Origin of the sequence: Kitasatospora sp. NPDC057936 (assembly GCF_042887525.1) — a bacterium.
In the GTDB taxonomy this organism is placed as follows: domain Bacteria; phylum Actinomycetota; class Actinomycetes; order Streptomycetales; family Streptomycetaceae; genus Kitasatospora.
In genome coordinates this window covers 12,683-32,777 of the sequence record NZ_JBHVPD010000010.1, presented here as the reverse complement: position 1 = coordinate 32,777, position 20,095 = coordinate 12,683, and the positions used below count along the sequence as shown (strand labels likewise).

The 20,095-nt window shown below is 75.3% G+C and carries 18 protein-coding genes; 6 read left to right on the top strand and 12 right to left on the bottom strand.

Annotated elements, in window-relative coordinates; genetic code table 11:
* The first annotated feature begins 127 nt into the window (after window positions 1-127).
* Window positions 128-1,699, top strand: coding sequence for a DNA-3-methyladenine glycosylase 2 family protein (locus tag ACFVU9_RS08045; protein ID WP_380440923.1), 1,572 nt, complete (start codon window positions 128-130; stop codon window positions 1,697-1,699).
* Window positions 1,696-2,205: a methylated-DNA--[protein]-cysteine S-methyltransferase gene (locus tag ACFVU9_RS08040; RefSeq protein ID WP_380440920.1), complete on the top strand. Its 510-nt coding sequence runs from the start codon at window positions 1,696-1,698 to the stop codon at window positions 2,203-2,205. Before ACFVU9_RS08045 ends, ACFVU9_RS08040 begins: the two co-directional genes overlap by 4 nt.
* A gap of 110 nt (window positions 2,206-2,315) precedes the next feature.
* Here ACFVU9_RS08040 and ACFVU9_RS08035 read toward each other — a convergent pair whose 3' ends face one another.
* Window positions 2,316-2,834: a GNAT family N-acetyltransferase gene (locus tag ACFVU9_RS08035; protein ID WP_380440918.1), complete on the bottom strand. Its 519-nt coding sequence runs from the start codon at window positions 2,832-2,834 to the stop codon at window positions 2,316-2,318.
* 32 nt (window positions 2,835-2,866) lie between these two features.
* Window positions 2,867-3,367, bottom strand: a complete 501-nt coding sequence (locus tag ACFVU9_RS08030) for a MarR family winged helix-turn-helix transcriptional regulator (RefSeq protein ID WP_380440916.1) — start codon at window positions 3,365-3,367, stop codon at window positions 2,867-2,869.
* Between the two features lie 255 nt (window positions 3,368-3,622).
* Between ACFVU9_RS08030 and ACFVU9_RS08025 the strand changes: the two genes are divergently transcribed.
* Entirely contained in the window at window positions 3,623-5,098 is a 1,476-nt protein-coding gene (locus ACFVU9_RS08025) for an MFS transporter (RefSeq protein ID WP_387591137.1), read from the top strand.
* Window positions 5,099-5,105: 7 nt separating this feature from the next.
* Here the strand turns inward: ACFVU9_RS08025 and pth are convergent, their stop codons facing one another.
* The 4 genes from pth to ACFVU9_RS08005 form a co-directional block, all read right to left on the bottom strand.
* The gene (pth, locus tag ACFVU9_RS08020) at window positions 5,106-5,687 is read right to left on the bottom strand and encodes an aminoacyl-tRNA hydrolase (RefSeq protein WP_380440912.1); all 582 of its coding nucleotides are present in this window, start codon (window positions 5,685-5,687) and stop codon (window positions 5,106-5,108) included.
* 145 nt (window positions 5,688-5,832) lie between these two features.
* On the bottom strand, window positions 5,833-6,567 hold the full coding sequence (locus ACFVU9_RS08015) for a DUF305 domain-containing protein (protein WP_380443561.1): 735 nt from the start codon (window positions 6,565-6,567) through the stop codon (window positions 5,833-5,835).
* The gene (locus ACFVU9_RS08010; RefSeq protein ID WP_380443559.1) at window positions 6,564-7,226 is read right to left on the bottom strand and encodes a DUF3105 domain-containing protein; all 663 of its coding nucleotides are present in this window, start codon (window positions 7,224-7,226) and stop codon (window positions 6,564-6,566) included. The genes ACFVU9_RS08015 and ACFVU9_RS08010 overlap by 4 nt, the downstream gene beginning before the upstream one ends.
* Window positions 7,227-7,320: 94 nt before the next feature.
* A complete protein-coding gene (locus tag ACFVU9_RS08005) occupies window positions 7,321-7,824 on the bottom strand; it encodes a hypothetical protein (protein WP_387591132.1) in 504 nt (167 codons plus the stop codon).
* Window positions 7,825-8,106: 282 nt separating this feature from the next.
* Between ACFVU9_RS08005 and ACFVU9_RS08000 the strand changes: the two genes are divergently transcribed.
* A complete protein-coding gene (locus tag ACFVU9_RS08000; RefSeq protein WP_387591129.1) occupies window positions 8,107-9,873 on the top strand; it encodes a hypothetical protein in 1,767 nt (588 codons plus the stop codon).
* A gap of 21 nt (window positions 9,874-9,894) precedes the next feature.
* Here ACFVU9_RS08000 and ACFVU9_RS07995 read toward each other — a convergent pair whose 3' ends face one another.
* The 4 genes from ACFVU9_RS07995 to ACFVU9_RS07980 form a co-directional block, all read right to left on the bottom strand.
* Window positions 9,895-10,494 (bottom strand): TetR family transcriptional regulator C-terminal domain-containing protein, encoded by a 600-nt coding sequence (locus tag ACFVU9_RS07995; protein WP_387591128.1) that lies wholly within the window; start codon window positions 10,492-10,494, stop codon window positions 9,895-9,897.
* Between the two features lie 100 nt (window positions 10,495-10,594).
* Window positions 10,595-11,638, bottom strand: a complete 1,044-nt coding sequence (locus tag ACFVU9_RS07990; RefSeq protein WP_380443551.1) for an agmatine/peptidylarginine deiminase — start codon at window positions 11,636-11,638, stop codon at window positions 10,595-10,597.
* A 23-nt stretch (window positions 11,639-11,661) separates the two neighbouring features.
* On the bottom strand, window positions 11,662-13,377 hold the full coding sequence (locus tag ACFVU9_RS07985) for an urease subunit alpha (protein ID WP_380499100.1): 1,716 nt from the start codon (window positions 13,375-13,377) through the stop codon (window positions 11,662-11,664).
* On the bottom strand, window positions 13,374-14,084 hold the full coding sequence (locus ACFVU9_RS07980) for an urease subunit gamma (protein WP_387591124.1): 711 nt from the start codon (window positions 14,082-14,084) through the stop codon (window positions 13,374-13,376). Before ACFVU9_RS07980 ends, ACFVU9_RS07985 begins: the two co-directional genes overlap by 4 nt.
* 519 nt (window positions 14,085-14,603) lie before the next feature.
* On the opposite strand from ACFVU9_RS07980, the gene ACFVU9_RS07975 reads away from it, so the two are divergent.
* Together ACFVU9_RS07975 and ACFVU9_RS07970 are read left to right on the top strand one after the other, a co-directional pair.
* A complete protein-coding gene (locus ACFVU9_RS07975) occupies window positions 14,604-15,119 on the top strand; it encodes an ATP-binding protein (protein ID WP_380443545.1) in 516 nt (171 codons plus the stop codon).
* A gap of 368 nt (window positions 15,120-15,487) precedes the next feature.
* A complete protein-coding gene (locus ACFVU9_RS07970) occupies window positions 15,488-17,773 on the top strand; it encodes a SpoIIE family protein phosphatase (protein ID WP_387591121.1) in 2,286 nt (761 codons plus the stop codon).
* A 38-nt stretch (window positions 17,774-17,811) separates the two neighbouring features.
* On the opposite strand, the gene ACFVU9_RS07965 is transcribed toward ACFVU9_RS07970, so the two are convergent.
* Both ACFVU9_RS07965 and ACFVU9_RS07960 read right to left on the bottom strand, forming a co-directional pair.
* Complete coding sequence (locus ACFVU9_RS07965) at window positions 17,812-18,852, bottom strand: DUF2637 domain-containing protein (RefSeq protein WP_380443542.1); 1,041 nt, start codon at window positions 18,850-18,852, stop codon at window positions 17,812-17,814.
* 214 nt (window positions 18,853-19,066) lie between these two features.
* Window positions 19,067-20,005, bottom strand: a complete 939-nt coding sequence (locus tag ACFVU9_RS07960) for a (2Fe-2S)-binding protein (protein WP_380501205.1) — start codon at window positions 20,003-20,005, stop codon at window positions 19,067-19,069.
* Between the last annotated feature and the right edge of the window lie 90 nt (window positions 20,006-20,095).

Genomic DNA, 20,095 nt, shown 5'->3' with positions numbered 1-20,095 from the left:
GCGGTCGGGCGACCTCCCCCCACCGCCGGGGGGCCGGCGGCTCCGCGCCCCCGCCCCCCCCCCCGACGGGCGAGACAGCCGAGGAGGAGAGGGAGGGGAAGCGGGAGGAGGAAGCCCCCCGACGGTCATGTCCGATTCCCGCCAGTCGACACCCCTCCGGTGCCGCAGACTGGACAGCGTGATCGACGACGACATCCGGTATCGAGCCGTGGACAGCCGGGACTCCCGCTTCGACGGCGTCTTCTTCACCGCCGTCACGACGACCGGCATCTACTGCCGGCCGAGCTGCCCCGCGGTGACGCCCAAGCGCACCAACTGCGTCTTCTACCCGAGCGCCGCCGCCGCCCAGGGCGCCGGCTTCCGCGCCTGCCGCCGCTGCCGCCCCGACTCGGTGCCCGGCTCGCCGGAGTGGAACCACCGGGCCGACCTGGTCGGCCGGGCGATGCGCCTGATCGGCGACGGCCTCGTCGACCGCGAGGGCGTCGCCGGCCTCGCCCACCGCCTCGGCTACAGCGCCCGCCAGCTCCAGCGCCAGCTCATCGCCGAACTCGGCGCCGGCCCGATCGCGCTCGCTCGCGCCCGCCGCGCCCAGACCGCCCGGCTGCTCCTGCAGACCACCGAACTCCCGGTCACCGACGTCGCGTTCGCGGCCGGCTTCGCCTCCGTCCGGCAGTTCAACGACACCGTCCGCGAGGTCTACGACCGCACCCCGAGCGGCCTGCGGGCCGAGGTCGCGGCCGGCCGCCGCATCGCGACCCCGGCCGGCGGCCTCACCCTGCGCCTCGCCTATCGCGGCGCGATCGACAGCGACCACCTGATCGACTTCCTCGCCCTGCGCGCGGTCCCCGGCGTGGAGGAGGTCGTCCCCGGCGCGCGCCCCGGCGTCCGCACCTACCGCCGTACCCTCGCGCTCCCCTACGGTCATGGCATCGCCGAGGTCGACGGCCTCGCGCCCGGCGACGAGCGCACCCGCGGGTGGCTCGACTGCCGCCTCCTCCTCGCCGACCTGCGCGACCTGCCGACGGCCGTCCAGCGCCTGCGCGTCCTCTTCGACCTCGACGCCGACCCCGACGCCGTCGACGAGCAGCTCGGCGCCGACCCGCTCCTCGGCCCGCTGGTCCGCGAGCGTCCCGGCCTGCGCTCGCCCGGCCACGTCGACCCGCACGAGCTCGCCGTCCGCGCCGTGCTGGGCCAGCAGATCACCGTCGGCGCGGCCCGCACCCTGGCGGGCCGGCTCGCCGAGAAGTACGGCACCGCCCTGCCCGAGCCCAACGGCGGCCTGCGCCTGCTCTTCCCGACGGCGGCCGCCCTGGCCACCGCCGACCCCGAGGACTTCGCGATGCCCGCCGCCCGCCGCCGGGCGCTCACCGGCCTCTGCGCCGCGCTCGCCGAGGGCGTGGTCCGGCTGGACGGCGGCGTCGACCGGGAGCAGTCGGCCGAGCAGCTGATGGGCCTGCCCGGCATCGGCCCCTGGACGGTCGGCTACCTGAGGATGCGGGCGCTCGCCGACCCCGACGTCTTCCTCCCGAGCGACATCGGCGTCAAGCACGGCCTCGTCCGCCTCGGCGCCCCCGGCGACCCCAAGTCCGCCGCCCGTGCCGCCGAGGCGTGGGCCCCCTGGCGCTCCTACGCGGTCCACCGGCTGTGGGCCGGGTCCGCGAGCGCCACCAGTACCGGAACGGAGAACGCACGAGCATGACCACGACCGTGTTCACGACCATGGAGAGCCCGTTCGGCCGGCTGCTGCTGAGCGGCGTCCGGCCCGACGGGGACGGTCCGGCCGCGCTGGCCACCGTCACCGCCCCCGGCCAGAAGTACGCCCTCGCCGAGCCCGCCGACGACTGGGTCCTCGACCCGGAGTCCCTCGCCGAGCCGGTGGCCCAGCTGACCGCCTACTTCGCCGGTGAGCGCACCGGGTTCGACCTGCCGCTCGCCCCGGAGGGCACCGACTTCCGGCGGCGGATCTGGGCGGCCCTGGACGAGATCCCGTACGGCGAGACCGTCACGTACGGCCGGCTCGCCGCGATGGCGGGCGAGTCGCCGCGGGCCGTGCGCGCCGTCGGCGGCGCCGTGGGTGCGAACCCGCTCCTCATCGTCCGCCCCTGCCACCGCGTCCTCGGGGCCGGCGGGGCCCTCACCGGCTTCGCGGCCGGGGTCGACCGCAAGCGCTGGCTCCTGGAGCTGGAGAGCGGCACCCTGTTCTGAGTGCCGGCCGGCCCGGCCCCGATTCCTAATGCCGCCCTGCCCGGCCCCGATTCCGAGTGCCGTCCCGCCACGTCCCGTCCCACCCCGCCCCGCCCCGTGCCGAGCCGGGTCTACGCCCGAAGGTCGACGCGCCAGTTGTGGCTCCGCATGAGGCGGCCGGGCGGGAACTCGAAGTCCGTCTCCCCGAGCAGCGTGAAGCCGGCCTTCTCGCAGACGGCGTTCGACGCGGGATTGTCGACCGACGGGAAGGCGTGCAGGTACCGGTGCCGGGCCTCGCGGCGGGCGGCGGCGACGGCCGCGCGGGTCGCGGCCACGGCGATGCCCCGGCCCTGGAAGGGCGGGAGGACGTTCCACCCCATCTCGTGGACCGTCCCGCCCTCCCACGTCCGGGTGCCGTAGCCGACGGTGCCGACGGGTTCGCCGCCGGGGAGCAGCTCGATCCGGTACATGCAGCCGAGACCGGAGGGGACGAAGTCGAGGTAGCGGGCGTGCCGGACGAGCAGCTGCTCCTCGCTCTCCGGGCCGCCGACGTGCGTCTTCATCTCCGGCGTGTTGACCCGGCGCAGCAGCGCGAGGTCGGCGTCCGTCCAGGGTTCGAGGTGTACCAGTGCCGTGTTCACGGCACGCACGGTAGTGCTCGTGGGGTGGGCGTGACCAGCGGTTATTCGGCGGTCGGGGTGGGGCCGGCGAGGGCGCGGGCGAGCTGGTCGAGGGCGGGCAGGGCCTGGAAGACGGCGTCGCGGTCGGCGGGGTCGAGGGTGCCGAGGGCGTCGGCGATGCGGCGTTCGTGGGCGTGCTGCCAGTCGTCGAGCTGGCGCTGGCCGGCGGGGGTGAGGGCGATGCGGGCGGTGCGGCGGTCGCCGGGGTCGGCCTGGCGGTCGACGAAGCCGGCGTCGAGGAGTTTGCCGACGAGGCCGCTGACGGTGTTGGGTGCGAGTCGCTGGCGGGCGGCGAGTTCGCCGACGCGCAGGGGTGCGGCGGCGAGGGTCTGGAGGAGTTCGACCTGGGCCATGGGGAGGGATTCCCACGGGTAGTCGGTGCGGATGCTGCTGCGCAGGGCGCGGCGCAGGCGGGTGACGACGTCGGTCAGCCGGCGGGCGTGTTCGACCGACGTTTCGGGGGTTCCGGTGGCGGAGTCGGGAACGTGCGGTGACGACGGCATGGCGGACAGCGTATCGCCTGGTACGGACGCTTCGGCCGGCCCGGTGGGGGTGCCGGGGAGCCGGTTCGGGCGCTGCCCCCGGCCGCTGCGCCGGCCCACGCGGATCGCCGGCCGAACCGCCGGCCGAACCGCCGGCCGAACCGCCGGCCGAACCGCCGGCCGAACCGCCGGCCGAACCGCCGGCCACACCCCGTGCGCATCTGATTCCGATCAGGTCGTAGAAAGAACATGTCTGCATCCGATATATTGAGTGACATGAACGCCACCGTCCTCGCCGCGCGGCTGCTCACCGAGCGCCCCAGGCCCCGCGGCATAGCCGGCTGGCGCCACGCCCACTGGCTGGCCGTCGGCACCGTGTGTCTCGGCGCCTTCCTCGGTCAGCTCGATGCCAGTGTGATCGCCCTGGTCTTCCCGGCCCTCGGCCGTCACTTCGGCGCGGGTTTCGCCGCCGTCGAGTGGGTCGCCCTCGCCTACCTGCTCGTCCTGGTCGCCCTGCTGGCCCCCATCGGCTGGCTGTCCGACCTGGTGGGCCGCAAGACGATGTACATCGGCGGTTTCGCCGTCTTCGGCCTGTCCTCGCTCTGCGCCGGGTTCGCCGGCGGCCTCTGGATCCTGGTCGGCTGCCGGGCCGTGCAGGCCGTCGGCGCCGCGATGATGCAGGCCAACAGCGTCGCGCTGGTGGCGCGCGGCGTGCCCGAGCACGCGATGCGGCGCGCGCTCGGCATCCAGGCGGCCGCCCAAGGCCTAGGGCTGGCGCTCGGGCCGACCCTCGGCGGGCTGCTGGTCGAGCACGCGTCGTGGCAGTGGGTGTTCTGGGTCAACGTGCCGATCGGCGTGCTCGGCATCGTCGCCGGCTGGTACCTGCTGCCGCGCACCAGGGCGGAGCGCGCGGCGGTCGTGCCCGGGCCGCGTCTGCCCCTTGGGAAGGCGCACCGCTTCGACTTCCCCGGCATGCTGCTGATCACCGGCGCCACCACGGCGCTGCTGCTCGCCCTGTCCACGGCCTCGGGCCTGCCGCTGCCCGGTTGGCTCGTCGCCGTCCTCCTCGTGGCCTCGGCCGTCCTGACGCTCGCGCTGGTCCGCCAGGAGCAGCGGGCCGCCCGGCCGATCCTGGCGCCCGGGCTGGTCAACACGCCGGGCGTGCGGTCCGGGCTGGTGGTCGCGCTGATCGGGTACCTGCTGCTGTTCTGCCCGCTCGTGCTGGGCCCGGTGCTGCTGACCGGAGCGGGCGTGTCGACGGCCGGCGCGGGCCTGGTGATCACGCTGCTGCCGGCCGCGTTCGCGGTCGCGGCGACGGTCGGCGGCGGGCTGCTGCCGCGCGGCTGGTCGGACGTGACGAGGTGTCGCTCCGGCGCGGTGACGGCGGGTGCCGGACTGCTGCTGTTCGCCCTGCTGCCGGTCTCGGCCGGGGTGTCGGCGGTCCCGCTGCTGGTCGCCGGGTACGGTCTGGGCCTGCTGCTGCCGGCGAACAACGCGCTGGTGATGCGGGCGATCCCGGCGGCCTGCTCGGCGGTCGGCGGCGGCATGGTGAACATGGCGCGCAGCCTGGGCACGGCGCTCGGCATGGCGCTGTCCGTCCTGGGTGTCCACCTGGCGGGCGCGGCGTCCGGTGGGCGGACGGTGCTGCTGGTCCTCGCGGGGGTCGCGGCGGCGGCCGTGCTCCTCACCCGGCCGGTCCGCCCGGTCCGCCCTGCCCGCCCTGCCGGCCCAGCCGGCCCCGCCCGCTCCTGACGGGCGACTAGGACACGGCGTTCAGCGCGTCCTGGGCCCGGTTGAGGCCGAGCCGCACGAGCGTCTCCACCGCGTCCGCGCAGCGGTCCAGCACGCTCGGCAGGGCGACGAGCTCATCCTCCGAGAACTTCTTCAGGACGAAGTCGCCGACGCTCTGCCCCTTCGGCGGGCGGCCGAGGCCGAAGCGCAGCCGGACGAAGTCGCGGGTGCCGAGGACGTCGCCGACCGAGCGCACGCCGTTGTGCCCGCCGGGGCCGCCGCCGCGCTTGAGCTTGCAGGAGCCGAACGCGAAGTCGAGGTCGTCCTGGACCACCACCAGCTGCTCGACGGGCACGCCGTGGCGCCGCATCAGGCCGGCCACCGGGCGGCCGGACAGGTTGATGAACCACTGCGGCTTGACGAGCAGCACCCGCCGGCCGTCCACCTCGATCTCGGCGACCCGGCTGCCGATCGCGCGCCGCCGGAACCGCGCGCCGTGCCGCTCGGCGAGCCGGTCGACGGCGAGGAAGCCCGCGTTGTGCCGGGTGAGCCGGAACCAGGGGCCGGGGTTGCCGAGGCCGGCGACGAGCCAGGGGGCGGCGGGGGTCATGTTCGGTGCTCCAGAGCGCAAGGGGGAACGAACCGGGGGCCGGTTCGAGAAATCAGGGTCGAAAGAGAGCGGGGTGCGGTGGGGACGACGGAACATTCCGTCGTCCCCACCGCACCCCTGGCCGGTCAGGCCGTGCGGACGCGGCTCAGGAGGCGGGCACGCCGGGGGCGGCGCCGCGCTCCTTGAGCATGTCGGTCATCAGCTCCAGCTCGGAGGTCTGGGCGACCACCATCGACTGGGCGAGCCGCTTCTCGCTGTCGTTCTTCGCCAGGTCCACGTAGCCCTGGGCCATCTCGACGCCGCCCTTGTGGTGCTCGATCATCAGCTGCAGGTAGTACACCTCGGCGTCCCTGCCGCTGAGCGTGCGCAGCTTCGCCAGCTGGGCGTTGGTCGCCATGCCGGGCATCAGCGAGCCGTCGTGGGCCTGGTAGTCGTGGCCCATGTCCATCCACGCCATCGGCTTGGCCGGCGAGTGCTGCGACAGCCCCCACTGGTCGAGCCAGCCCATCATCATGCCGCGCTGGTTGGCCTGGGTGTTGATGATGTCGAACGCCAGGGTGCGGGTCGGCTCGTCGGAGGTGCGGTCCCGGACGATGAACGACAGGTCCACCGCCTGCTGGTGGTGGGTCGCCATGTCGCGGGCGAACCCGGCCTCGGGTGAGCCGTCCGCCGGGACGGTCAGCGAGGACGAGCCGGAGGCCGACGTCCCGCTCGCCACCAGGGCCGGCACGCCGAGCGCCAGCGCGACGGCGGCGGCCAGCGCGGCCGGCCACCAGAGCCGGCGCCGTGGCCGGGCGGCGACGGCCTGCGGTTCGTCGGCGTCCTGCGGTCCGTCGGCGTCCTGCGGATCCCCGGGGGTCACGGGCTTCCCGGCGGTCACATCTGCCCCATGGTGCAGGAGGCGCCGGGCTCCTGCGTCTGCTTGCCCTGGACGTACTTGGTGAAGAACTGGTTGACCCGGGGGTCGGAGGCGCTGTCGACGACGAGCTGGGTGCTCCAGGCGTTCAGGGTGATGGTGCCCTGCTCGTCCGGGTAGGGGCTCATGAGCGAGTACGGGGTGGCCTTGACCTTGTCGGAGAGGGTCTTGACGTCCTCCGGGGTGGCCTTGCCGTTGTAGGTCACCCAGACCGCGCCGTGCTCCAGCGAGTGGACGGCGCGCTCGTTCTCGACCGGCTGGTCGTAGACGTGGCCCATGCAGTCCAGCCAGACCGCGTTGTGGTCGCCGCCGACCGGCGGGGTCATCGGGTAGGTGACCTTGTCCTTGACGTGGTTGCGGCTCAGGTCGCCGAAGGTCTTCACGCCCGGGATGTCCGCGTTGGCGGCGACCTCCTGGGCGTGCTTCTTGTCGCTCTGGTCCTTGAGGACCCAGGCGATGGCACCGCCGGTGCCGGCGACCAGGACGCAGGCGGCGACGATCGCGATGATCTTGTTGCGGCGGTCGCGGCGCTGCTCGGCGGCGCGCAGCTCGGCGATCCGGGCGCGGCGGTCGGTGGCGCCCTGCTGCTTGTTCTTGCTGGACTGCTTGGAGGCGGAACCCATGATGGTTGTCCTTTGTCCCCGCGCGCCCGGCTGGGGCGGCGGTCGGATGAAGTGGGGAGGGCGGATCCGTCCGGTGGCGGACGGCGGGTTCCGCTCAGGAGCGGTGCACCTGGAGTTCGTGCAGATCGGGTGCGGGGTGCGGGCCGACGAGCAGTCCGGCGGGGGCGACCCGGGGCAGCGCCTCGGGGGCCGGTGCGTGCGGTGACACCACCGGCTGCGGGTGCGGCGGCGGGTTGGGCAGCTGGGCGTCCTGGCCGCAGTACGGGTGGCTGGAGCAGCCGTTGTCCCGCTGCGGGGGACGGCCGTCGGCCGAGCACCAGGTCCAGTGACGCGGTCCGTCGACGTGCGGGTGGTGATCGGCGGGCTTGGCGGTGCGGCCGGTGGCCGTGCCCGCGGTGGCCTCCGTGGCGCCGGAGACGGTGGTGACCGCCGTCACGGTGGACGGCGCCGGGGAGCCCTGGTCGGCGGCCATCGCCCGGCCCGAGCAGGGCAGTGCCGTCAGCAGCCCGACCAGCAGCAGGATCCACAGCACACCCGCCGGGCGGCCCGCCGGTGCGGCCCTCCCCGGTCGGGGCGAGCTGGGGGCCGACGCGGTCATGGGCACATTTAATCAGCCGAACGAGTGATGCGATGCCCCTCCTCCGGCCCCATTTTCGGCCCCCAACGGCACCGAACGGCACGGAAACACCCGCTCCGGACACTTCCGGCAACCAGGGACGGAACGGTGCTGAACGCGGGGGCGGACGGGGTGGCCGGGAACGTTCCGGACGGTGTCCGGTTGTCGCCGAAACCCGGACAGCGTCGTTGCACTTGGAGACAATGACGTCGAGTCCGGCCCCGCCGGGGGCGGCGCGACCACGGACCGACCAGGAGCCGCCAGATGAGCAAACAGGGTGCACCCGCACAGCCCCACCGGCCCGACGACGGGTGGTGGGACGCCGTCTACGACGGCCCGGCGGGCACCCTCCCGGACACCCCCGGGGCGGACCCGGGCGCGGGCAGCGTCGACGACTGGTTCGACACGGCGGCGGGCCTGATCGCGCCGCAGCGCACCGGCGAGCAGGCGGAGGCGGCGGCCGGGGCCGCGGCGGAGGCGCCCGTGGGCGCGCGGGACAGCATCGACGACTGGTTCGACACCGCGCTCGACGTGATCGGCCAGCCGGACCCGGCCCCGGTGTCGGACCCGGTGTCGACGCCGGTCGAGTGGCCCCCGCCGTCGCCGTCGGCGGAGACGCACAAGTTCCCGGCACCGGACTTCCGGACGGGCCCCGTCGCGCTCGACAAGCCGGACGCACCCGAGGCGGCGGCAGCGGCACCGGAGGACGTGCGGCCGGAGCCCGCCGCGGAGCCCGAAGCCGGGCCCGAGCCCGAAGCCGAGCCCACCGTCGACGCGGCACCGGCACCGGCACCGGCACCCGCGCCGGAGCCGCAACCGGAAGCGGAACCGGAACCGGAACGAGAGTCCGAGCCCGAGGCCGTCCACGCCTCTCCGCCCGAGCCGGAACCGGCCCGCACGCCCGCGCCGGAAGCGGAAGCCGTCCGCGCCCCCGAACCGGACCCCGCCCCCGAGCCCGAGGCCGTCCGCGCGCCCGAGCCGGAGCCGGAGGTCGTCCACGCCGCGGAACCCGAACCCGAACTCGCCCCCGAACTCGCCGCCGAACCCGAACCCGCCCCCGCTCCCTCCCCCCGCCCCGTCGCCCGCTCGCCGCTGGCCGCCGCCGCGGACGCCGTGCCGCACGTGGGGGAGCGCCCGCCGACGTACGGGCCGGAGCCGACGGCCGTGCCGGAGGCGGACCCGGGGTCGCTGGGGTCCGTCGTGGCGGACACCGTCCTGGAGGGCGCCCAGTACGGTCCGGCCGTCCTGCGGGCCGTGTCCGTGCGCGGCGACTCCGCCCGGTACCGGGGCGAGCCGCGGCGCGACGCGCTGCTGGTGACGCGGTTCGGCGACGGCCCGGACGGGCTGCTGCTCGCCGTGCTCGGCGGCTTCGACCGCAACGGGTTCGACGACGGCGGTTCGACGGCCGACGAGGACGTGCCGCCCGAGGCGGTCGGCACCGCGGCCGGCGAGGCCTGCCGCCAGCTGGCCGCCGCGATCGGCCGCAGCCGGGCCAGTCTCGCCGCCGACCTGCGCGCCGGCGCCCGCGACCGGCTGCGCTACGGCCTCCAGCGGCTGGTCACCGGCGCGGCGGCCCCGCTGCGGGCGCTGGCGCCGGGCGGGGAGGACGGCCCGTCCCCGGCGTCGCTGCACTGCCTGATGGTGTCGCTGGACCCGGCGGCCGGCTACCGGGCGGCGTTCGGGGTCGGCCCCGGCGGGCTGTACCTGCTGCGTTCCGGTCACTGGATCGACGCCTACGCGGCCCGGCTGCTGCACCACCCGGACGGCGTGCCGGCGCCGGCGGACGGTCCGGTGCCGGAGCCGCGGCCGTTCCGCTTCCGGCTGGTGCCGGCGACTCCGGGCGACATCCTGCTGCTCTGCACGCCGGGCCTGGCGGACCCGATCGCCGACGAGCCGGCCGTCGCCCACTTCCTGTCCTCGCACTGGGCCCACCCGCACCCGCCGGGCACGGTCGACTTCCTGCGCCAGGTGCAGGTCCGGGCGAAGGGCTACGCGGACGACCGGACGGCCGCCGCCGTCTGGACGGAGTAGGAAGCGGTCCCCCGCCTCACGTCACGCCCGCAGCAGGATCCGCGCCACCGCCGTGGCGTGGGCGAGGGCCTCGTCGGTGCGGCTGCCGGGGAGGCCGAGGGCGACGGGGACGGCGAGCCCGTCGAGCAGCGCGCGGATCCGGGTGGCGCGGTCGGCGGTCGGGCCGGGGGTGAAGTGGCCGGCGGCGGTGCCCTCGTCGATGAGGCCCGCCAGGTCGGACTGCCACGGCGCCTCGATGTCCTGCTGGCCCTGGCGGAGTTCGGCGCTGGCGGGGGAGCGGCCCCACACCTCGATCCACAGGATCCAGCGCGGGTCGCCGGGTCCCTCGGGGAGGTAGAGCCGCAGGTAGGCGTCGAGGCGCTGCCACGGGTCGCGGGCGTGGTCGGCGAGGGCCTCGCGGCGGCGGGCACCGAGCTGGTCCTCGCTCCAGCGGAGGGTCTCCAGCAGCAGCTGGTCCTTGCTGCCGAAGTAGTAGAGCAGGTGCCCGGCGCTCATCTGGAGCTGCTTGCCGAGCCCGGCCATGGTGAGTTTGGCGAGCCCGTGTTCGGCGATCGCGGCGCGGGCGGTGGCGAAGACCTCCTCGCGGGGGCGCGCCGGCCGGCGCGGGCGGGCGTCCGCCATGTGTCGTGCTCTCCCTCGGTGCGCAGCGGAGGTCGTGGTTCGCAGCGGGACCGAACGCTACCGGAGCGGGGCGTGCGTCCCCCGCTCCGGTGGCGTCCCGTCAGGCCTGGGGCTGCTGCTGGGTGATGCAGTGGATGCCGCCGCCGTTGGCGAAGATCCCGCGGGCGTCGACGAGTTCGACGGTGCGGCCGGGGTAGGCCTCGCCGAGGATGTCGGCGGCCTCCTGGTCGCGCGGGTCGTCGAAGCCGCACAGGATGACGGCGCCGTTGGCCACGTAGTGGTTGATGTAGGAGTAGTCGACCGGCTCGCCGTCCTCGTCGAACAGCACGGTGGGGGCGGGCAGTTCGACGACCTCCAGCTGGCGGCCCTGCGCGTCGGTGGAGGCGCGCAGGATGGCGACGAGCTCCTGGCAGACGGCGTGGTCGGGGTGGGCCGGGTCCGGCTGGACGTGGGCGACGACGACGCCGGGGCGCACGAAGGAGGCGACGATGTCGATGTGGCCGCGGGTGCCGAACTCGTCGTAGTCGCGGGTGAGTCCGCGCGGCAGCCAGACGGCCTTGGTGGTGCCGAGGAAGGCGTGCAGTTCGGCCTCGACCTGCTCCTTGGTCCAGTCGCTGTTGCGGCCCTCGCCGAGTTGGACGGTCTCGGTGACGAGCACGGTGCCCTCGCCGTCGACGTGGATGCCGCCGCCCTCGTTGATCAGGCGGGAGACGAAGCGCCGGACGCCGGTCAGCTCGCCGATGTGCTCGGCGATGTGCTGGTCCTTGTCCCAGCGGGCCCAGGACTGGGCGCCCCAGCCGTTGAAGATCCAGTCGGCGGCGGCGAGCGAGCCCTTGCCGTCGATCAGGAAGGACGGGCCGATGTCGCGCATCCAGGCGTCGTCCAGGGGGCGTTCGACGATCTCGACCTGCTCGGAGACGTACTTCCTGGCCTCGGCGCTCTCCCCGGTGTTGACGATGAGGGTCACCGGCTCGTACCGGACGATGGTGTTGGCGACCGCGGCCCAGGCCTCGCGTCCGGCGTGCAGGTTCTCCGGGGTGTCGAAGGTGGGGTTGGTGGTCGGGAAGGCCATCCAGGTGCGGTCGTGCGGGTGCCATTCGGCGGGCATCCGGTAGCCGAGGGAGGCGGGCGTGGGGGTGGTCATCAGGGGGTCCTTGGGGGAGGAGGTCAGAGGAAGTAGAGGCGGCTGAGCGAGACGCTGTCGGCCGGTTCGGAGCGCAGCGGCGAGCCGTCGAGCGAGACCAGTCCGGTCTCGGTGACCTCGACGTGGCCGAGGCGGGCGTTGCGCACCATGTCGCGGGGCCCGATGCCGCGGGTGCCGCGGACGCCGACGCGGCGGCGGCGGGTGGGCAGGCCGTCGGCGGGGCGGTCGAGGTAGGCGCCGTCGGCGGCGGCCTGGGCGACGAAGGCGACCGAGATGTCGGCGGCGGTGGCGCCGTGGGCGCCGAACTGCGGTCCGAGGACCAGGGGTTCGCAGCGGTCGGTGGAGGCGTTGGGGTCGCCGACGACGCCGTAGGCGGGGAATCCGGCCTTGAGGACGAGCTGCGGTTTGGCGCCGAAGTGGTCGGGGCGCCACAGGACGATGTCGGCGAGTTTGCCGACCTCGATCGAGCCCACCTCGTGGGAGAGCCCGTGGGCGATGGCGGGGTTGATGGTGAGCTTGGCGATGTAGCGCAGGACGCGCTCGTTGTCGTCGCCGCCCTCGGTGGTCCCGTACCCACCGTCGAGGGGGCCGAGTTCGGCCTTCATCTTGCCGGCCATGGCGAAGGTGCGCCGGACGGTCTCGCCGGCGCGGCCCATGCCCTGGGCGTCGGAGGAGGTGATGCCGATGACGCCGAGGTCGTGCAGGACGTCCTCGGCGCCCATGGTGCCGGCGCGGATGCGGTCGCGGGCCATGGCGGCGTCGCCGGGCAGGTCGACCTTGAGGTCGTGCGCGGAGACGATCATGCCGAAGTGCTCGCCGAGGGCGTCGCGGCCGAACGGCAGGGTGGGGTTGGTGGAGGAGCCGATGACGTTGGGGACGCCGGCCATCTTGAGGACGTTGGGGACGTGTCCGCCGCCGCAGCCCTCGATGTGGAAGGCGTGGATCGTGCGGCCCTCCAGTACCTTGATGGTGTCCTCGACGGACAGGCACTCGTTCAACCCGTCGGTGTGCAGGGCCACTTGGACGTCGTACTCGTCGGCGACGCGCAGCGCGGTGTCGAGGGCGCGGGTGTGGGCGCCCATGTCCTCGTGCACCTTGAAGCCGGAGGCGCCGCCCTCGGCGAGGGCCTCGATCAGCGGGGCCGGGTCGGAGGACGAACCGCGACCGAGGAAGCCGATGTTGACCGGCCAGGCGTCGAAGGCGTTGAAGGCGTGGCGCAGCGCCCAGGGGGAGTTGACGCCGACGCCCCAGACGGGGCCGAACTCCTGGCCGATGATGGTGGTGACGCCGGAGGCGAGCGAGGCCTCCATGATCCGCGGCGAGAGCAGGTGGACGTGGGTGTCGATGGCGCCGGCGGTGGCGATGAGGCCCTCGCCGGAGACGATCGTCGTGCCGGTGCCGACGACGACGTCCACGCCGTCGAGGGTGTCGGGGTTGCCGGCGCGGCCGATGGCGGCGATCCGGCCGTCGACGAGGCCGATGGACGTCTTGCGCACGCCCTGGATCGCGTCGATGACGAGGACGTTGCTGATGACGACGTCGCAGGTGTCGCGGACGGCGGCGGCCTTGAGGTGCAGGCCGTCGCGGGCGGTCTTGCCGAAGCCGGCCAGGAACTCCTCGCCGGGGGCCTGGGAGTCGGACTCGACGCGGACGATGAGGCCGCTGTCGCCGAGCCGGACGCGGTCCCCGGCGCGGGGGCCGTGGACGGAGATGTAGTCGTGCGGGGTGATCGAGCTCACGAGGGCACCTCCGAGTCGTCGAAGCCGGTCAGGTAGCCGGTGGCGCGGGCCTTGGCCAGGGCGGCCTCCTTGGCGCCGGGGGCGTCCAGGGGGCCGTCGACGAGGCCCGCGAACCCGATGGCGACGCGTTCGCCGCCGATCGGCACCAGGCCGACCTCGACTGTGGCGCCGGGGTCGAAGCGCACGGAGGAGCCGGCCGGGACGGCGAGGTGGGTGCCGTAGGCGGCGGCGCGGTCGAAGGCCAGGCGCGGGTTGGCCTCGAAGAAGTGGAAGTGGGAGGTGACCGAGATCGGCACCTCGGAGGTGTTGTGGACGGGGAGCAGGAGCGTCTCCTCGACCGGGTCGTAGCCGGCGCCGTCGCCGGCGAGCGCGCCGCCGGGGGCCTCGTCGCCGAGCGAGCCGGCGCCCTTGAAGGGGTCGTTGACGACGGCCAGGCGGGTGCCGTCGTCGAACACGGCCTCGACCTGGACGACGGTGACGACGTCGGGGACGCCGGGCAGGACGTCGTCGGCGGTCAGGACGCCGCGTCCGGCCTCGATGGCCTCGGCCAGGCGCCGGCCGTCGCGGGCGGCCTCGCAGACGGTGTCCGCGATCAGGGCGGTGGCCTCGGGGATGTTGAGGCGCACGCCCCGGGCGCGGCGGGCGCGGGCCAGTTCGGCTGCTGTGAAGATCAGCAGCCGGTCCCGCTCGGTGGGGGTCAGTCGCACGGTTCCTCGCTCGCGGCTCGTCGGGCCCCTCGGGCAGGTGGGGGGGGGGTCGGCTCGGGGGGTGCTCGGACGTTCGGGGCGCTCAGGGGTGTTTAGAACGTCGTTCAAACTTCTCGGGCCATTGAACCCGGCCCGGGCCGCTCTGTCCAGCGTTGCGGCTCCGCGCCGGTTCGGCGCGCCGGGGCGGCGGGCGGGGTGAGCGGGGCGCGCGGGGGAGGGGGCTCGACGGCGGGACGGGCCGGCGCACGGCGCGGGGAGGGCACGGTTCCGCGCGCCGGGTGTGCGCGGGATCGGCGAGGGGAGGGCTCGAATGCGGGCTCTGCGCTTCGCAAACCCGTCCGGCGCGGGCAGTTGGATCACGCGAACCTCCCCGTGCCCCTTTCACCCCACGTGATCGGACGCACACTGTTGCAAACGCCGTCAGCTGGGCATGAGGATGGTGGTCGGAACGAGGAGGGCCACCCGGCGGGCGGGGGATCCTGCCCGGGGGCCCGGATGCGAGGGCGGGGGCAAGTGGTGATGGACGGTCAGTCGCGATTCCCGCGGCAGCGGACGAGTTCGGGCGACGCCTACCGGTCCGGGCCGGTCCAGGCTCCGGGCGGCACGACGGGGACCGCCCTGCCGGGTGCCACCGCCCCCGGCTGCGCGCTGCACCGCCGGCTCCATCTGACGCTCGACCCGGCCGACCTGGTCGCCGTCGGCTCGGTCCGGCACCGGCTGCGCACCGCACTGAGCCACTGGGGGGTGCCGGAGCTCTCCGACACCGCTGAGCTCCTCTCCTCCGAGCTGGTGACCAACGCGCTGCTGCACACCGGCAAGGGCGCGGTGTTCGACGCGGTGCTCGGCACCGACCACCGGCTGCGGATCGAGGTGCAGGACGGCGCGACCCGGCTGCCCGGCCGCCGGCGCGACCCGGACGCCGAGTACGCGACCTCGGGCCGCGGGCTCATGCTGGTCGAGGCGCTCGCGGACGCGTGGGGCGTCCAGCTGCGCGGCGACGGCAAGGTCACCTGGTTCGAGCTCGCGACGCCCTGACCGGACCCGCGGCCGGGCCTACGGTCGGATCCGAAGCCGGTGCCGCGGCCGGTGCCGCGCCGGTGCGCCGCGGAAATCGCCGGAGCGCGCGACCCGCCCGCAGAATAGTTCGGATGCGGTTCATTCGTCGTCGAAGGACGCCCTGAACAGAAGGCGGAACAGAAGATTTCCGGCCCGTTGCCATTGCCGCTGGGCCGAACATTGGCCAGGATGGTGGGAATGTGTGACCACGTGCGGAGAGCAGCGGGGAGACGGTACCTCGACTGACCGCCGCAGGCCGGCACCGTCCGATCCAGCACCACCCACCACATCGCCACGCGGTCCGGCCGGACGGTCGGCGGGTCCGTCACGGCAGCGGCAGGAGCAGCATGCCCACTGAGCCCGAGTCGCCGGGGCCGGCGCTTCCTCCCGGCGCGTCCACGGCCGACCCGCCGGTCGGCTCACCCGGTCCCACGACCACGGGCACCGGCCGGGCGAAGCCGCCCGCCCAGGCCGTGCGCCGGCGCCCGCTGCGCACCGCCCCCGGGGCCGTCGGCCGCCTGGCGCCGATGCTCCCCGGCGGGCTGCCGTCCGCCGCCGGCGACGCCATGCCGGACTGGCTGGAGCCCGCGATGGCCGCCAACGGCATCGGCTCCTTCGACTGGGACATCCGCCGCGACGTGCTGGAGGGCGACCCGCGGGCCTGCGCGATCATCGGCCTGGACGAGGTCGGCCAGGGTGCGTTCGACCGCACCGCCGCCTCCTTCCTCGCCCTGCTGCACCCCGAGGACGCGCCCGTGGTGCGCCGCCGGGTCGAGCGCGCGGTCGCCGAGCTCGGCCAGTGCGGCGCCTACTACCGCACGGTCGGGCCGAACGGCACCATGCGCGCCGTGCGCTTCCGCGGCCGGGTGCTCGCAGACGCCTTCGGGCGCGCCTCCCGGATGGTCGGCTTCGTCTGGGACGCCACCGTCGAACTGCACAAGCGCGACCGCGCCGACCGGCTCGCGCTGCTGCGCGAGGAGCGCTCCCGCTTCATCAAGGAGGCCGCCCGCGCGCTGTCCGAGGCGGTCACCGTCCGGGACGTCGCCCGGGTCTTCACCGAGCTGCCGCTGCCCGGGCTGCCGCCCGACGGCCTGGTGCTGGCCGCCTTCGAGGCCGGGCGGGCCCGGATCCTCGGCGCCTCCGGCTACCGGCCCGGCGCGCTCGCCATCTGGGACCGCACGCTGCTGCCGGCCGGCCACCCCGCCGCCGAGGCGCTGCGCCACCGCGCGCCGGTGTTCGTCTCCTCCCGCGACGAGTACCGCGACTCCTACCCCGACGTGTGGGAGCCGACCAGCCGCAACGGCCGCGGCTCCTGGGCCTACCTGCCGCTGGTGGCCAGCGGCCGGGCGATCGGCGTGTGCGTGGTCAGCTTCGACGACGAGCGCGAGCTGGACGCCGACGAGCGGACCCTGCTGACGACGCTGGGCGGCCTGGTCGCCCAGTCGCTGGCCCGGGCCCGGCTGCACGACGCCGAGCACGAGCTGGCGGCCGGCCTCCAGCGGGTGATGCTGCCGCGCACGGTGCCGTCCGTACCGGGCGTCACCACGGCCGTGCGCTACCTGGCGGCCGGCTCCGGGCTGCAGATCGGCGGCGACTGGTACGACGTGGTGCCGCTGCCCGGCGGGCACGTGGGCCTGGTGATCGGCGATGTCCAGGGCCACGACGTGCACGCCGCCGGGATCATGGGCCAGCTGCGGATCGCGCTGCGCGCCTACGCGGCCGAGGGGCACCCGCCGGCCGCCGTGATGGCCCGCGCCTCCCGCTTCCTCGCCGACCTGGACACCGACCACTTCGCGACCTGCACCTACGCCGAGGTCAACGTGGACTACGGCGTCGTCTACGCGGTGCGGGCCGGCCACCTCGACCCGGTGGTGCGCCGCTCGGACGGCACCGCGGCCACCGTGCCGGTGGCCGGCGGCCTGCCGCTGGGCATCGACCCCGACCAGGAGTACCGGGTCACCCGCTTCAGCCTCGACCCGGGCGAGACGGTGCTGCTGTGCACCGACGGCCTGGTGGAGTCCCGCGGCATGGACCTGGACGAGGGCGTCGCCCGGCTCACCAGGGCGCTCGCCGAGCCGCTCCCGCCCGCCGAGGAGGCCGCCCGCGACCCGCTGGAGGACCTGGCCGACCGGATCGCCTCCCAGGCCGCCGACTCCAGCGAGCGCGAGGACGACATAGCGCTGCTCCTCCTGCGCTGGGACGGGCCGGCCGGCGGCCTGGCCGCCCAGCAGCTGCGCCGCCGGATCGGCCAGGCCGACCTCGCCCGCATCGCCGAGGTGCGGGCGGAACTGCGCGACGCGCTGCGCCGCTGGGGCGTCGCCGAGTTCATCGACACCGCCGAACTGCTCTCCTCCGAGCTGGTCACCAACGCCATCCGGCACACCGACCGGGACGCCATGTTCACCGCCCGCCTCTACCGGGAGGCGGCCTCCGACGGCGGCCGGGCCCGGCTGCGGGTCGAGGTGGAGGACGAGTCGGACCTGTGGCCGACCCGCCGGACACCGGGCGAACAGGCCTCCTCCGGACGCGGCCTGATGCTCGTGGAGGCGCTCGCGGACGCCTGGGGCGTCGAGCCGCGCGGCTCCGGCAAGCGCATGTGGTTCGAACTCAGCGGCGGCGCCGCGGCCGCGTAGGAGCCGCTGCCGCGTAGGAGCGCGCCCGTGCCGCGGCACTAGCCGAACTGCTGCTCCAGGTCCTTGAGCTTCTGCTCCAGCGAGTCCAGCCGGGGCAGCGTCACGGTGTCCTCGTCAGCGGTGAGGTCGATGGTGCGCAGCTCGGGGCGGGCCGGGAGGCCGGGCGGCACCACGGTGCCCCCGGCCGCGGCCTCGACCCCGCGGGGGCCGGCGGAGCGCTCCGCCCCGGGCCCGCCGGCTATGGCGGGCTCCGAGCCGGCGGACTCCAACTGCCGGGCGCCGCCGCGTCCGCCGCGCCAGGCGCCGTTGCTGCGGCTGATGGCCCGGATCTCGGCGCGCTCCCGGCGCCCGGCGAGCTTGCGGCGCTCCTTCTCCGCCACCCGCTCCCGCTTCTCCTCGCGGACCTCGTCCACCGCCTCGTCGAGGCTGCGCACGCCCTCCAGGAGCATCAGCGACCAGGCCGCGTACGTCTCGCGCGGCGCGCGCAGCCAGCGCACGATGCGGATCTGCGGCAGCGGCCGCGGGACGAGCCCCTGCTCGCGCAGGGCGGCCCGGCGGGTCTGCTTGAGCGCCCGGTCGAACAGGATGGCCGCCGAGAGCGACATCCCGGAGAAGAACTGCGGGGCGCCGGCGTGGCCGAAGCCGCGCGGGGCGTGCACCCAGTTGAACCAGGCGGAGGCGCCGGCGAACAGCCACACCAGCAGGCGCGAGCCGAGGGCGGCGTCGCCGTGGCTGGCCTCGCGGACGGCGAGCACGGAGCAGAACATCGCCGCGCCGTCGAGCCCGAACGGCACCAGGTACTCCCAGCCGCCGGAGAGGTTCAGGTTCTGCACCCCGAAGCCGACCAGGCCGTGGAAGGAGAGCGCGGCGGCGACGGCGGCGCAGCAGAACAGCAGCGTGTAGGAGGCACCCCCGTACAGGGATTCCTTGCGGCGGCGCCGTTCCTCGGTTCGCTCCCAGGTGTCCGCGCCCGCGGCGGCGGATCCCCGGCTCCGGGCCAGGGCCAGGAGGAGTGCGCTGACCAGCAGCCCTACGCCTCCGGTGACGGCCCAGCCGAGCGGTATGTCGGACAATTTCATCGCCGGGACCAGCCTCGCTTTCCTGCGTCGCGTTCCTGCGTCGTGATGGCGGGGACCATCATGACGGATGCGTGCCGAAGGAATGGCCGATTCGCCGTCAATGCGCTGAGTAGAGGGATTTCTGACCCCGACTCAATCGCATTTTCGTATCAATGTGCGGCGGACGATTGCCGGAATTCCGGGCTTTCCGGATTCCCGCTCGCACGTCCTTTCGTCAATTCCGCGTGACGCGCGGGCAGCCGCCGCACATCGCCGCGGGCTCGGCGGTGTAGACGAGACAGCAGCTGGCGCGCGCCCGGTCGGTACCCGAAGGACCGCCGGGGCCGCCGCCCCGCGGGCCGAAACCGGCGCCCGGGGTGAAGGGGGACGGGCCCGGGGCGGAGGTGGTGGCCGCGCCGGGCGTGCACGCCGGGGCGGCCGGGTCCAGCAGGGCGGTCAGCTCGGTCCGCGCCCGCTCCTCCTCGCCGAGCAGTCCGGCGACGTGCCAGAGCCCCTCGACCGCAGCGTCGGTGGCCATCGCCCACAGCACGCGCGGCCCGCGCCGCACCTCGGGGCGGAACGCGGCCAGCACCGGCGCGAGGAACCCGCCCACCGCCCGCCGGAGTTCGGCGGCCAGCGCGGCCCCGCCCGGCACCGGACGGGCCTGCGGCAGCTCGGCGGCCGGGTCCTCGGGCAGGCAGGCGAAGGCGCCCGGGCGGACCGTCACCTCGCCGGTGCGGCGGCGCAGCGAGACGTCGGCGGGGGTGAGCAGCGGGACGCGCCGCTCCAGGAACCACGGCGCGGTGAACAGCAGGGAGGCGGGCCAGACGAAGCGGTGCAGGGCGAAGCCGGCGGCGACGTCCGGGCGCAGCGGCTGCCCGTAGCGGGCGAGGCCCTGGCGGGCGTCGTGGGCGATCAGGTCGCGGACGGCCCCGGGGCGGTCGGCGAGGTCGGCGGCGGGGATCCAGCCGTGGCCGCGCCGGGGCGGGGCGCAGTGCACGCGCAGGACGGGGGAGAGGACGGCGAGCCGGCGGTAGGCGGCGGCGCAGGGGTCGGCGGGGTCGGGGTCGGCGGGATCGGAGGCGTCGGGGTGGGGGCCGGCCGTGGTGGTGTGCGGGGCGCGCGGCGCGGGGCCGGGCCGGGTGCTGCTCGCGGTGGCGCTGGTCGCGGTCATGGGCGGGCCCCATCGGGTCGTCCGGGCCCGCCGGCGGGTGGCACGGCGGGGCCCGCCGGACCGCTGGGCGGAGCCCCGGCGCGCGCCCGC